Raw genomic sequence first — 13,552 nt, 5'->3', positions numbered from 1 at the left:
GAAGGAAAGAGCCCTTCCGGTCCATCGCCGAGGCCCCCATCCGGGGGGCGTGAACAGGCGCGAGGGATTCCAGTATGCGCTCGCCAGCCAGGGCTGAGGCGCCTGGTCCGGCATTGTGCATCGCGGGGATAAATTATGAAATTCAAGATGTTCGCGGCCAGCGTCGCCCTGACGCTTGGTCTTTCCGGCGTGGCCCAGGCCGCCGCCATCAACATCGCCGGCTATTCGACGGTCGGCCGGCACGTGATCGACTTCGAGGACGTGGCCGGGACCAACTTCCCGGGGACCACCTACAACGGGATCCTTTCCTCGGGCGGCGCCACCTTCGCCGAGCGTTTCGAGGGGCAGACCCTGTCGTTCGTCACCGACAACGTCACCGGTGCGCCGCTCGACGTCCTGTCGGGAACTCCCGCGGGGCCGCTCACGCTCGCGCCCGGCGCCGCCGGCAGGAACCTCGCGATCGGGACCGACAGCACCAAGAACCTGCTGCCTTGCGGCGACTACACCTGCGCCGATCCCAACGGCTACGGCGAGGGGTCCTTCGCCGTGCTGTTCTCGGGCGGGGTCTCGTACTTCGGGATGCAGCAGCTCTTCGGCCACGACACGAGCAAGCTCACCACGCTCGACTTCTTCAACAGCTCGGGCGGCCTGATCCAGCGGGTGACGGTCAATGTGACCAGCTCCTTCGTGGCCTTCTCGCGCGAGGGCGGGGTGAAGGATATCGCCGGCGTGTCGGTGTTCACCCGCGATCCCGGCGGCCTCAGCTACGACAACCTCGTCTACGACACGCCCGCAGCGCCCGTCGTCACGGGCGTGCCCGAGCCGGCGACCTGGACGCTGTTGATCGGGGGCTTCGGTTTCGCCGGCACGGCGCTTCGCCGTCGGCGCACCTTCGTGGGAACCGGACCGGCGACGGTCTGATTCCGCGCTCGCCCGTCCGTTCGCCGGGGAGATGGCGCGCGGACGGGCGATGCCCGCCGTCCGCGCGCCGCCTGATCTACATGCGATGCAGGGCGCAGAGCTTGTTGCCGTCGGGATCGCGCAGGTAGGCGAGGTAGAGCTTGCCCATGCCGCCTTCACGCACGCCCGGCGGGTCTTCGCACGTGGTTCCACCGTTGGCGACACCGGCCGCATGCCAGGCTTCCACCTGCTCGGGCGAGGCGCACGCAAAGCCGATGGTGCCGCCGTTGGCCGAGGTCGCCGGCTTGCCGTCGATCGGCTTGGAAACGGCGAAGACGCCGCCCTGGGTCATGTAGAACATGCGGTGCCCGTCCACCATCGACGGCCCGACGCCCAGCGTGGCCAGCAGGGGGTCGTAGAACGCCTTGGCCTTGTCCAGGTCGTTGCAGCCGATCATCACGTGCGAAAACATGGGTGCTCCCTTCCAGTCCGGCGCCGCCCGAATCTCGGGCCGGTCCGCCGGCTCGGGCGACGATAAGCCCGGCGGACGTGAGGGGATGCAAGGCGCCGCTGGCGGGCAAGTGGCCTCCCGGCGCCGCTTCCGGAACCGCCGAAGTCGGCCGGGCGTTCGTCAGGCCTTCCGAGGAGACCTTCCCATGCGCACGAACCTTGCGATCGCCGTGCTGATCTATCCGATGGTCCAGGCCGTCGCGTTCGGTCTCGGCATGCTGCTGGTCCTGACGACGGGGACGGCGCAATGGGCCACGCCCTGGATGATCGCCGCCACGTTTGCGGTTTCGGTCCCGGTCGCGTGGATGATCGCGCCGAAGCTCAGGTCCCGCCGGTGGCGGGTGGCGCATGGCCGGCGCCCCGATCTGAGCTAGGATCGGCTCAGAACCCCCGAAACGTCGCGAACGCCTCCAGCGGCTCGCGCTCGGCGCGGAAGCCGTTGGCCCGCGCCTCGCGATCCGCCTCGCCCAGCGCCACCGCGCAGAACAGCATCAGCTCGTCCGGCATCCCCAGGTGCTCGCGCACCGTCCGCGGCCACAGCGACCAGGCCTCCAGCGGCGCCGTATCGAGGTCGTGGCCCTTGGCCGCCAGCATCAGGGTCTGGAGGAAGAGGCCCAGGTCCGCCCATTGCGGCGGTCCCATCCTGCGGTCGACGGCGAGGAACAGGCCCACAGGCGCGCCGTAGAGTTCGAAATTGGCCGACACCTGGCGGATGCGCGCGGCCATGTCGTCCCGAGCGATGCCCAGGGCCCCATACCAGGCCTCGCCATTGCGGAACCGCCGGCCGGCGTAGGGCTCCTTCAGCGGTTCCGGATAGATGGCGTACTCGACCTCGCCTTCGAAGAGCTGGCCCGCCGCGGTCTGGGCGCGCACCTTGGCCTTCAGCGCCTCCAGATCGTCGCCGGCCAGCGCCCACACGCGCCAGGGCTGCAGATTGCCGCCCGAAGGCGCCCGCCCGGCCAGCTCCAGGATCGCCGCCACCGTCGCCTGCGGCACGGGCGTCGGCCGGAACGCGCGACAGGTGAACCGCGACCGGATCGCTTCGCAGACGTCCATGCCCAGCTCCCCCCATCGCGCCCGTATCCGGCGGCAAGACCAGACCCTCGTCCTTGACCGCGATCAAGCTGGGATGTCGCATCCGGTTCCTCTTCCGTTCGCGGCGGCGCGCACGTACCCTCTCGCGGTGACTCTCCCCGCCTCCGTCGCCCAGCTCACCCTCGCTCCGGCGCTTGTCGTCCTGCCGGGACCCCGGTGCGCCGTCTGCGCGCCGAACGGCGACGCCCAGCCGCTACGGACGCCGGACGCCCGCGACCTGTTCGAGACTGCGCCCGTGCTGGTGGCCCACGCCTCGATGACGGCGCGGCGGCTGGGCCTCCATGCGCCCGCGCGCAGCCCGCGGCTTTTCGACGTGCTGGAGCTGTTCGCCTTCGTCCGGCCCGCCCAGTTCGCCGCCCCGTCGGCGGCCGGGCTCGCGCAGTCGCTGGGACTCACGGAGCCGAAGACGCCTCAGGAGCAGGCTGCGGCGCTGCGCCAGGCCGCCCACGCCCTGCTCGCGGAGCTGGCCGCCGCGCCGGTCCCCAGCCGCGAGGAGGCCCTGGCCATCGCCGAGACCCTGGCGCGCGCCGGATGGCCGTGGGGGACGGCGACGATCGCCGCCCTGCGCTCGGCCCCGGCCGGCAACCAGTTCCGCTCGTCCGGCCTCGATGTCTGGATGCGGCTCACCGAGTGGGAGGCCGAGGCCCCGGTGGGCGAGCCGGGCTCCAAACCCATCGTCCCCGACGCCGCGGCCGAGCGGCTCAAGGCCCTGCTCGCTCAGGCGGGCCTCGACGAGGCGCGTCCGTCCCAGGCCGAGTACGCCGTCGAGGCGGCCCACGTCTTCCAGCCTCGCGACCGCGAGGGCGAGCCCAACATGATGCTGGCCGAGGCCGGCACCGGGGTCGGCAAGACCCTCGGCTACCTCGCGCCCGCCTCGCTCTGGTCCGAGGCCAACGGCCCCTCGGTCTGGGTCTCCACCTACACCCGCGCGCTCCAGCGCCAGATCGAGCGTGAGAGCCGCGCCATCTGGCCCGACGAGAAGGTGCGGGCGAAGAAGGCCGTGGTCCGCAAGGGCCGCGAGAACTACCTCTGCCTGCTGAACTTCCAGGAGCAGGCCAACGCGGCTCAGCTCGGCGGGTCCGACCTGGTCGGGATGGCCCTGGCCGCCCGCTGGGCGCGGGCCACGCGGGACGGCGACATGACCGGCGGCGACTTCCCGGCCTGGCTGCCGACCCTGTTCGCCATTTCCCCGGCCGCCCAGGCCAGCGCGGCGAACCTCGTCGACCGGCGCGGCGAGTGCGTCCATGCCGGGTGCCAGCACTATCGCGCCTGCTTCGTGGAGAAGGCGATCCGCGGCTCGCGCCGGGCCGACATCGTCATCGCCAACCACGCCCTGGTGATGAGCCAGGCCGCCTTCGACGGCGCCCGCGCCGCGCGCGGCAGCAAGGGCGACGCCGAGACCACCCTGCTCAAGCGCATCGTCTTCGACGAGGGCCACCATCTGTTCGAGGCCGCCGACAGCGCCTTTTCCGCCGCCCTCTCGGGGGCGGAGGCGGCCGAGCTCCGGCGCTGGATCCGCGGTCCGGAGGGGCGCGGCCGGCGGGGCAGGGGGCTGGAAGCCCGCCTCTCCGACATCCTCGGCGACCGCGAGGACGCCCGCGCCCAGCTCGACGCCGCCGTCCACGCGGCCACCGCCCTGCCGGGCGAGGGCTGGAGCGGCCGCATCGCCCCGCCCAATGGCGAGGTGCGCCCGACCGGCCCCGTCGAGACCTTCCTCGTCGCCGTCCTCGAACAGCTCCGCGCCCGCGCCGCCCCGTCGGAAGTCGGCATGGAGTGCGCCGCGCGCCCCGCCCTCGACCTCGTCCGCACCAGCGCCCGCGACGCCGCCGCGGCCCTGGCCAAGGTGGAGGCGCCCCTGCTGGCCCTGGCTCGCGCGCTGGAGGACGTGCTCGACGCCGAGGCCGACCAGCTTTCCGGCTCCGAACGCGCCCGCATCGAGGGCGCCCTGCGCGGCCTCGACCGCCGTGCCCGCATGACCCTGCCGGCCTGGCGCTCCATGCTCCGCGCCATCGACGAGGACGCCGAGGACGACCCGGACTTCGTGGACTGGTTCGACGCCACCTTCCTGTACGGCCGGGTCGTCGACGCCGCCTGCCGCCGCCACTGGGTCGACCCGACCGAGCCCCTGACCAACGCCGTCATCGCGCCCGCGCACGGCGTGCTGGTGACCAGCGCCACCCTGGCCGATCCGACGCTGGAGGACCCCTTCGCCCTGGCCGAGATGCGGACGGGCGCGGCGCGCCTGCCCGACCGGCCCAAGACCCTGAAGGTCGCCTCGCCGTTCGACTACGCCGCCAACGCCCGCGCCCTGGTGGTCACCGACGTCGGCAAGGACGATCCGCGCCAGATCGCGGCGGCCATGCGCGAGCTGTTCCTGGCCTCGGGCGGCGGCGGCCTCGGCCTCTTCACCGCCATCCGCCGGCTGAAGGCGGTGCACGAGCGCATCGCCCCCGCCCTCGCCGACAAGGGCCTCGCCCTCTACGCCCAGCACGTGGACCCGCTGGAGGTCGGCGCCCTCGTCGACATCTTCCGCGCCGAGGAGGACGCATGCCTCCTGGGCACCGATGCGGTGCGTGACGGCGTTGACGTGCCAGGCCGCTCGCTGCGCCTCCTGGTGTTCGACCGGGTGCCCTGGCCGCGCCCCGACATCCTGCACAAGTCGCGGCGCGCCCGCTTCGGCGCCAAGAGCTACGACGACGCCATCGCCCGCGGCCGCATCGCCCAGGCCTTCGGCCGCCTCATCCGCCGGGCCGACGACAAGGGCGTCTTCGTCATGCTCGACGCCAGCTCGCCCACCCGCCTGTTCTCCGGCCTGCCCCCGGGCGTCGAGCTCCAGCGCGTGACCCTGGTCGAGGCGATCGAGCAGGTGGCGGGGTTTCTGGGGCCCTGAGGGGTCCTCGGGGGTCGTTCTATTTTCGTTCTTTACAAGTTCAGGTTGTTACGCCAAAGCTTCGCCGTGAAGGGAGTGGTTTCGAGCTCCCGAGTTGCTTTGGGGGCGCGTTTGCCAAACCGTTTCGTCGCGGCTGTGTCGGCTCTTCTTCTGGCGGCGACCTCTGCGTCCGCCGCACCGCAGGACGCGGTGATGAACAAGGAGGGCTATTGGGGGATCGATGTCGACGGCGCGGCCTGCGCCGCCAGCATGACCCTGCAGGGCGGCTCCATCTTCCTGCTGCGCGCGGAAGCAGGCGAGGTATCGGTGGCCTTGTTCACCCAGACGCCTATGCCAAAGGGCAAGTCGCTCAACCTCGACGTCGATGGCCGCATGATCAAGCTCCCGGCCACGCTTCTGGACAAGCGGACCACTGTTTTTCTCGACGGCGCGCTCGATGCGCCCTCCCTCGCCAGTCTGCGTATTGGGCGCACCCTGAGGGTTCTGCTGGACGACCAGACCGTCGCGACCATGACGTTGGAGGGCACGGGCTTCGCCGGCGCGGTCGATGGCGTCGTCGCCTGTTCCAAGGGTGAGCCGGGCTGGTGGGGCAAGGGGGTGTCGCGCGACGGCGGAGCGGCGCCTGCGGACCTTGTCTACAACAAGGAAGACGTGTGGACTCTGATCCCGGCCGACAAGCCCGGCGGTTGCGTGGCCCAGGCCGAGGTCGGAGAAGGCGGTCGGTTTCTGCAGATCATCCGCCAGAATGAGGATGTGACCGTGGCCGTCTGGTCCAGCGGGCCCGCGCTGCGCAGGGGCCGCAAGGGTGTGCTTTCCGTGGACGGCGTGAGCTTCGACTTCGTCCCGGCCTACGATGGCAAGACCTACATGGTCCTCGACGGAACCCTCGCCGGCGAGCCTCTTCAGGCGCTCCGGGCCTCCAAGGGCGTCGAAGTGTCGATCGACGGCAAGGTGCTGGTCAACGCCAACCTCGAGGGAACTGGCTTTCCGCTGATCCTCGATGAACTCGCGGCCTGCGCCCGGGGAGAGGCCGGCTGGTGGACTCCCAACGCCACGGTCGGGGCAAGCCAATAGCTCGGCAGATTGGCGCCAGTCGTTTGCGGAGCGGCGCCGTCCCCGCTATCGAGCCCGCATGCAGCGCCTCGGTCTCATCGGCTTCGGACAGTTCGGCCAGCTCGCGGCCAGCGTCCTGAAGGACCACTTCGACGTCCTGGTGGCCGACCGGGCGTCCGACGCCGCCGCCCGCGCCGCCGCCTTGGGCGTGGGCTTCGGGACCCTGGAGGAGGCCGCCGCACGTGACATCGTCGTCGTGGCGGTCCCCGTCGTGGCCATGCGCGAGGTGTTCGCCGCCATCGCCCCGCACCTGAAGCCGGGCGCCCTGGTGGTGGACGTGGGCTCGGTGAAGGTGCTGCCGGCCCAGTGGATGGTCGAGCTCCTGCCCGCCAGCGTCGACATCGTCGCCACCCACCCGCTGTTCGGCCCCCAGAGCGCGCGGACGGGCCTCAAGGGCCTGCGCTTCGTGGTCTGCCCGATCCGCGGCGGGCGCGACCGGTGCGTCGCCGATTTCGGCCGCGCGCTGGGCCTGGCGGTCACGGTGACGACGCCCGAGGAGCACGATGAGGAGATGGCCTACGTCCAGGCGCTGACGCACCTGATCGGCCGCTCGCTGGTGAACCTCGGCATCCCGGACGAGCGGCTGGCGACCCAGTCGTACCAGCACCTGCTGGAACTCTGCGGCCTGATCGGCGCCGACACCTTCGAGCTCTTCACCGCCATCCAGACGCAGAATCCCTACGCGCCGAAGATCGCCAACGCCTTCGTGAAGGAGGCCCAGAGCCTGCTGGAACAGGTCGGCTCGCGACCGAAGGCCTGAGCGGCCTCAGCCCTTCATGAACTCCGCCAGGGCGTCGACCAGCGCGCGGTTGTGCGCCTCGAGGCCGAAGGTGATCCGCAGGTGGTCCGGCAGGCCGTAGTTCAGCACCCGGCGGGTCAGCAGGCCGCGCGCGCTCAGGAACGCGTCGGCGTCGGCCGCGGTCTTGCCCGGGGTCTTCGGGAAGCCGACCAGCACGAAGTTGGTGGCCGAGGGGCCGACCACGTCCAGGCCCAGGCCGCCGAGCTGCTGGGTCAGCCAGGGCCGCCACTGTTCGATGTGGTCGATGGAGGCCTTCTGGAACTCCAGGTCCTTCAGCCCCGCCACGGCCGCGAGCTGGGCCGGGATCGAGGTGTTGAACGGCAGGCGGATGCGGTCCACCGCGGCGACGATCTCGGCCGGCGCGTATCCCCAACCCACCCGAAGCGCTGCCAGCCCATGCAGCTTCGAGAAGGTGTGGGTGACCACCACGTTGCTGGCCGTGCGCGCCAGGTCCAGCCCGTCGCTGAAGGTCGGGTCGAGGGCGAACTCGCTGTAGGCGCCGTCCAGCACCAGCACCACGCTGGGCGGCAGGGCGGCGTGCAGCCGCTCGACCTCCGAGAACGGGATCCAGGTGCCCGTCGGGTTGCCTGGGTTGGCCAGGAAGACGAGCCGCGTGCGCCCATCCACCACCTTCAGGATCTCGTCCACGTCGATGCGGTAGTCCGGCTCGCGGGCGATCTTCACCTCGGCCTGGCAGGCGTGGGCCCCGATGGCGAAGGCGGCGAAGGCGTATTCGCCCTGCACGATGTTGTCGCCCGGCTCCAGGAACGTCTGGTTCAGCAGGGCGAACACCTCGTCCGAACCGCAGCCGAAGATCAGCCGCTCGGGCTCCAGCCGATACTGCTCGGCGATGGCGTTGCGCAGGATCGTCGTGCGGCTGTCGGGATAGATGTGGAGCTGGTCCACGGCGGAGGCGTAGGCCTCCCGCGCTTTGGGGCTGGAGCCCAGGATGTTCTCGTTGGCCGACAGCTTGACCGGCTCGGCGACGCCCTCGGCCTTGGCCTTGCCCGGCACGTAGGCGTGGATGTCCATGATCCCGGGCTTCGGGAGCGGCCGGGAGGCGCGGGCGCGGTCGTCGAGGTCGGCTGTGTCGGGCATGGCGATCGTTACATTTGAAACGAGTTTCGCTTCTTACACGTCCAGCGGCGCCGGTGAAGCCCCGATGACGCCGCTGAGCCGGCCGGGCGCGCGGGCCAGCCGCTCGTCCTCGCGCTGGTAGTAGCCGGCCAGGGCGAACAGCTTCAGGCCCCCGGCCTCGACGACCAGGTCGGCGGCGACCCCGTCGCGGCTCAGGGCGTCCTCGATGGCGGCGGCCGGGCCGGCCGCGTCGGTCACCCAGAAGGTCATGTCGGCCCCCGTGGGCTCCACGTCCACGGCGGCCACGGCCAGGGCCGAAAGCGGGCCCCAGCTCCTCAGGCAGGGCAGGGCGGCGAACACCCGCAGGTGTGGCTCCGCCAGCAGGCGGCCCCACCAGGCGCTGTCCGTCGTCAGGGCGCAGACCGCGACGCCGCCGGGCGTGCGCGCCTGGGCGATGGCGTCCTCTGGCTTGCCGACCTGCTGCAGCGGGGGTGCGGCGCCGAAGCGGCTCCGTGCCAGCTCCACCGTCCGGCCCGGATCGCGGCCACCCCAGACGGACACGTGGAACGGTCCCTGGTTGGCCAGGCTGTCGCCGATCAGCTCGCGCCAGATCCGAACCAGCAGGCCAGGGCTCGCCGCGGTGCGCTCCGAAGTGACCAGCTTGCGCATGATGGCGGCTTCGCGACCGGGGCGCAGGCCGAACTTGTCGCCGTCGCCGGCGGCCTTCTTCGCGGCCGCCACATAGCGGGCCAGCGACGCCCGCTCGTCGACGAGGCGCAGGAGTTCGCCGTCCAGCGCATCGATGCGCTGGCGCACGTCGTCCAGAGAAAGTGGGGCGGCCACGGGCTTGGCCTCGGACATAATCTATCCCCGAAACTGAGGCTCGGGACCTAGGTCATTGCCGCGGGCGGCGCAATAGGGCCGCCACTCGCAAAAAAGTTGCAGATGAAACCGGGGTTTAGGCCGCGGCCGCGGCGCCCTCGGGATCCAGCGCCTGCTGCAGTGCGGTCAGCAGGTGCTCGGGCTTCATCGGCTTCTCGACCACGCCGTTCATGCCGGCGGCCAGATAGGCCTCGGCGTCGTCCGGGTCGGCGTTGGCCGTGAGCGCGATGATCGGCGTGGCGCCGACCGGGCCGGGCAGGGCGCGGATCGCGCGGGTGGCGGCGACGCCGTCCATCCGCGGCATGCGGATGTCCATGAGGATCAGGTCGAAACGGCCGGTGCGCGCCGCTTCCACGGCGGCTTCGCCGTCCTCGGCCGCCTCGCTCGTGCAGTCGAACATCTCGACCAGCGACTGGGCGACCATGCGGTTGGTGGCGTTGTCGTCGACCACCAGGATGTGCGCGGCGCGGCCGGTATCCTCGGCCGGAGCCTCGACGGTCTCGGGGATCGGCGCGAGCAGGATATGGAAGGCGGCGGTGTCCGAGGCCCCGGCGTTGGCCACATTGCTCACCCGGCCGTCCATGCTGGTGAGCAGATGGCGCGCGAGCAGGGCGTCCAGGGCCACTTCCAGCCCGAGGCGCGCCTCGATCCCGCGGACGCGACCTTCCACGTCCTGGTCATCCCAACTCGAGCCTCGCGGACCGCGGACCCGGCCTTCCAGCCGTACCCTGCCGTCGGCGGCCTGGACGTGCAGACCGGCCTCGACCGCCCCACGCCCCTGCGCCCCCACGGCCTCGCCGATGAAGCCGTCGAAGATCTGAAGCAGCCGTTTGCGGTCGGCCATGGCGGCCGCTTCCGGATCGCCGTCGTAGGAGACGAGCAGGGTCACGCCCGCAGACGCCGCCCGGGGCTGCCAGCGCTCGTGGATCTCGTCCATGACGTCGCGGAGGCGGACAGGCTCGACCTGAAGTTCCAGTCCGTTCTGAGCGACGGTGCGCAGATCGAGCGCCGCGTCCACCATGCGCCGCACGCTGGCGGCCGCTTCGGCCACGCTCGCCACGCACGCCTCCCCGTCGACAGTCAGGCGTTGCCGCGCCAACTGCTCGGTGAGGGCCAGGACGCCATCCATCTGCTGACGGATGTCGGCCGTGACGCGGTCGAAGAAGAACTCAGGCAGAGACATGGGCCGCCGGGCTATTGGGACCTTGGATACTCATTCTGTGGGCCAGCGCTTGCGCAGAGGTTAAATCCGCGCCCGGCACACGCAGGAAAATGGGTTGCGCGGCAAAAAGAAGCGGGCGGCGGACCGCTGAAGGTCCGCCGCCCGGAGGTAGGCGCATTGCGATAGGGAGGAAACGCGCCGGATTAGAAGCGGTACTGCAGCTCCACGCCGTAGGTGCGGGGCTGGATCAGGCCGCGGGTGATGGCCGTGCGGGTCTGCGTCAGGCCGCCGACCTGCGGGTTCGGCGGGCTGTCATAGATCGCGGTCGGCGTGGTCGAGCCGTTGGAGGTGAAGCCCTTCTGGTCGAAGGCGTTCTTCACGAAGCCGATCACCGTGTAGCGCTCGTCGACGTCGTTCCAGAGGACGCGGAAGTCGGTGACGTCATACGCCTTGACCCGGTTCGCTTCGCTCTTGAACGGCTGGTAGTAGGTCTCGTCGGTCCAGGTGTAGGTGGCCGACAGGATCAGCGAACCGGCGTCGAAGTCGAAGGTGTAGTTCGCGTTGCCGGCGAACTTGTGCTTCGGCGACTGGTAGATCCGCGAGCCCTTCAGGGTCTGGAACACCAGCGGCGCGCCGTTGCTGACGACCGAGCCGCCCGACGGGGTGGCGTTGGGGTCGCGCGCGCCGGGATCGGCCGGATCGTAGAAGCAGCAGCCCTCGGTGATCTCGGTGTGCAGGTAGCCGTAGCTGGCCGACAGGTCGAGCGCACGGGTCGGACGCCAGATGGCTTCCAACTCCAGGCCGTAGGCCTCGGCCCCGACGTTGACGAAGTTGTTCGCCGACGCCGTGCCCGCCGCGTTGAGCTGCGACAGGTTGAGCTGCATGTCCTTGTAGTCGTTGTAGAACGCGGCCGCGTTGAGCTGGAACTGGCCGAAGAAGGTCTTCTTCAGGCCCACTTCGAACGCATCGACCTGCTCCTGGTCGGCCGTCGGATCGGGGGCCAGGGTGCCCAGCAGGAACCCGCCCGACTTGTAGCCGCGGCTGTACTTCGCATAGCCCAGGGTGTCGCTGTCCGGCGTCCAGTCCAGGTTCAGCACGCCGGTGACCGCATCCCAGCTGTCCTTCAGCGCGCGGAAGTTCTGCACGCCGGGGGTCGTGGGATCCATGTCGCTGGAGACGTCGAACGCGAAGGCGCCGCCGGCGATGCCCGGCGTCTGGATGATCAGGCGCTGGTACTCGGTGCCCGACTTCTTGTCCTTGGTGTAGCGGATGCCGGCCGTCAGGGCGAACTGCTCGTTGAACTCATAGGTGGCCTGGCCGAACACGGCGTAGGCCTTGGACTCCAGGGTGGCCTGGTTGTCGGCGAAGTTGCGCAGCGGGTTCGGCGTCGCCGGCGTGCCGGCCAGCGTCAGCGGCGTGGCCAGGGCGGCCTGGTTCGGGTTCCCGAGCTGGATGCGCTGGCGATACTCTTCCTCGTACTGGTAGACACCGAGGATCCAGCGCAGCGGCCCGTCGCCGTTCGAGGTCAGGTTGATCTCGTTCGAGTAGTAGCGCTTGTTCTCATCGAAATCGGTGGTCTGGGTCGGGAAGTAGAGCTGGCCCGCCAGGATGCCGGGGATGCCCGCCGTCCGGCTGGTTCCGTCGTAGTCACCGCCGGTCTGATAGTTGTACTGCTGGAAGCCGCCGATGTACTTCAGCTCGGCGAAGCCCAGGTCGTAGCTGACCGTCGCGGTCAGGACGTGGTTGCCGCGCAGCTGGCCGTAGCCGTCGGTGTTGGTGTTCTGCACATAGGGGTCTTCGACGCCCGGGTTCGGCGTGGTGTAGCCGAACTGCGGGTTCACCTGCAGCTGGCCGATCGGGCCGAACACGCGGGTGGTGTCGTAGGGGGTCACCAGGTTCGAGAGGCGGTCGCCCACGCCCATGGTGTCGTCCCAGTTCGAGCGGTTGTAGCGCGCGAACACCCGCATCTTTTCGGTGGGCTCGGCCTCGACCATGAATTCGAAGTAGGTGCGCTTGATCTTGGCGCCGTCGTTGGCCGTGCCGATGTTCTTGATGAAGCCGTCGCGCTGATGGTCCTGGCTGCCGCCGACCTTGAAGCGCAGGTTCTCGGCCACCGGCAGGGAGACGACCGCCTCGATGCGCGTGCGGTCATAGTTGCCGTAGGAGGCGCGGATCTCGCCGCCGAACTCCTGGCTCGGGCGCTTGGAGACCTGGTTGATGGCGCCGCCGATGGCGTTGCGGCCGTACAGGGTGCCCTGCGGGCCGCGCAGGATTTCCGTGCGCTCGATGAACAGCGGGGTCTTGAACAGTTCCGACGACGAGGCGGAATAGAAGCCGTCCGAGTAGGAGGCCACGCCCGGGTCGTTGCCGATGTAGAAGGTGTTGCGGCCGGCGCCGCGCAGGCTGACGCGGTCGGTGCCGGAATAGTTCATGCCCGGCGTGAAGTTCACGAAGTCCTGGATGCCGGTGATGCCGGCGACGTCGCGACGCTCGGAGGTGAAGGCCGACACGGCCACCGGCACGTCCTGCAGCGACTGCTCGCGCTTTTCGGCGGTGATGACCAGTTCTTCCAGGGTGGCCTCGCCGGCGTCCTGGGCGAGGGCGGGTTGAGCCACGGCGGCCAGGGCGATGGCGGAGACACTAGCGGCCAGGATCGGCCGCACAGAGGCGGTCTTGCGAGACATAAAGGTCCTCCCAAGGCGCATCCGACGTCGCCGTCGCCGGCCCTGTGGTTTGAATTGTTGGAGCCGGCGCGGGGAGGCGCACGACGGGCGGACCCTCAGGGCGGATCGGCCGCGTCGTCAACTCATCGGCGATAACTTACGTCGCGCAAGCGCCGCCATTTTTTCAGACTGTGGCGAAAAGACCGCATTTTCGAAACAAGGCGTTAAAATCGAACAATGGTCACCGACCCCTTGTGCGGTAAGGCGTGGCGTAACGACGAAATGCGTATTGGCGCGTACCGGTATGTCAAAAATGACCCGCGGCAGGATGGGCGTGCAGGGCCCGCTCAAACCCGCGCCCGCCGGAAGGGCGGTCCCCACGCGGTGTCATCCCGGTTTCGCCAGAGGCGAAGACCGGGATCCAACCCGCCGAAAGCTCCGCGCCGTGGAAGCCCCCTCCA

Annotated in this window: 11 protein-coding genes; 5 read left to right on the top strand and 6 right to left on the bottom strand. The window is 70.1% G+C overall.

Annotation, left to right across the window (positions count from 1 at the left end; genetic code table 11):
- Positions 1-135 precede the first annotated feature (135 nt).
- Positions 136-921 carry a PEPxxWA-CTERM sorting domain-containing protein gene (locus tag DJ019_RS21210; RefSeq protein WP_205854165.1) on the top strand — a complete coding sequence of 262 codons (786 nt, stop codon included), beginning with the start codon at positions 136-138 and terminating at the stop codon, positions 919-921.
- A 76-nt stretch (positions 922-997) separates the two neighbouring features.
- On the opposite strand, the gene DJ019_RS13895 is transcribed toward DJ019_RS21210, so the two are convergent.
- On the bottom strand, positions 998-1,372 hold the full coding sequence (locus DJ019_RS13895) for a VOC family protein (RefSeq protein WP_111276654.1): 375 nt from the start codon (positions 1,370-1,372) through the stop codon (positions 998-1,000).
- A 184-nt stretch (positions 1,373-1,556) separates the two neighbouring features.
- Here DJ019_RS13895 and DJ019_RS13890 point away from each other — a divergent pair, with 184 nt between their 5' ends.
- On the top strand, positions 1,557-1,784 hold the full coding sequence (locus DJ019_RS13890; protein WP_111276653.1) for a hypothetical protein: 228 nt from the start codon (positions 1,557-1,559) through the stop codon (positions 1,782-1,784).
- A 7-nt stretch (positions 1,785-1,791) separates the two neighbouring features.
- Here the strand turns inward: DJ019_RS13890 and DJ019_RS13885 are convergent, their stop codons facing one another.
- Complete coding sequence (locus DJ019_RS13885; RefSeq protein WP_111276652.1) at positions 1,792-2,466, bottom strand: nitroreductase; 675 nt, start codon at positions 2,464-2,466, stop codon at positions 1,792-1,794.
- A 127-nt stretch (positions 2,467-2,593) separates the two neighbouring features.
- Between DJ019_RS13885 and DJ019_RS13880 the strand changes: the two genes are divergently transcribed.
- The 3 genes from DJ019_RS13880 to DJ019_RS13870 all read left to right on the top strand — a co-directional run bounded on the left by DJ019_RS13880 (position 2,594) and on the right by DJ019_RS13870 (position 7,268).
- On the top strand, positions 2,594-5,395 hold the full coding sequence (locus DJ019_RS13880; RefSeq protein ID WP_240606483.1) for an ATP-dependent DNA helicase: 2,802 nt from the start codon (positions 2,594-2,596) through the stop codon (positions 5,393-5,395).
- A gap of 66 nt (positions 5,396-5,461) precedes the next feature.
- On the top strand, positions 5,462-6,469 hold the full coding sequence (locus DJ019_RS13875; RefSeq protein ID WP_133255307.1) for a hypothetical protein: 1,008 nt from the start codon (positions 5,462-5,464) through the stop codon (positions 6,467-6,469).
- Positions 6,396-7,268, top strand: a complete 873-nt coding sequence (locus DJ019_RS13870; RefSeq protein ID WP_111276649.1) for a prephenate dehydrogenase — start codon at positions 6,396-6,398, stop codon at positions 7,266-7,268. Before DJ019_RS13875 ends, DJ019_RS13870 begins: the two co-directional genes overlap by 74 nt.
- Positions 7,269-7,274: 6 nt before the next feature.
- Here the strand turns inward: DJ019_RS13870 and DJ019_RS13865 are convergent, their stop codons facing one another.
- The 4 genes from DJ019_RS13865 to DJ019_RS13850 all read right to left on the bottom strand — a co-directional run bounded on the left by DJ019_RS13865 (position 7,275) and on the right by DJ019_RS13850 (position 13,112).
- A complete protein-coding gene (locus DJ019_RS13865; RefSeq protein ID WP_111276648.1) occupies positions 7,275-8,405 on the bottom strand; it encodes a pyridoxal phosphate-dependent aminotransferase in 1,131 nt (376 codons plus the stop codon).
- A 33-nt stretch (positions 8,406-8,438) separates the two neighbouring features.
- Positions 8,439-9,245: a chorismate mutase gene (locus DJ019_RS13860; protein WP_111276647.1), complete on the bottom strand. Its 807-nt coding sequence runs from the start codon at positions 9,243-9,245 to the stop codon at positions 8,439-8,441.
- Between the two features lie 97 nt (positions 9,246-9,342).
- A complete protein-coding gene (locus DJ019_RS13855; RefSeq protein ID WP_111276646.1) occupies positions 9,343-10,449 on the bottom strand; it encodes a response regulator in 1,107 nt (368 codons plus the stop codon).
- Between the two features lie 182 nt (positions 10,450-10,631).
- Positions 10,632-13,112: a TonB-dependent receptor gene (locus tag DJ019_RS13850; RefSeq protein WP_165844014.1), complete on the bottom strand. Its 2,481-nt coding sequence runs from the start codon at positions 13,110-13,112 to the stop codon at positions 10,632-10,634.
- Between the last annotated feature and the right edge of the window lie 440 nt (positions 13,113-13,552).

Origin of the sequence: Phenylobacterium kunshanense, assembly GCF_003254525.1 — a bacterium.
Classification (GTDB): domain Bacteria; phylum Pseudomonadota; class Alphaproteobacteria; order Caulobacterales; family Caulobacteraceae; genus Phenylobacterium; species Phenylobacterium kunshanense.
Note: the sequence above shows the minus strand (reverse complement) of the source record. Positions and strands in the feature narration are given on the sequence as shown.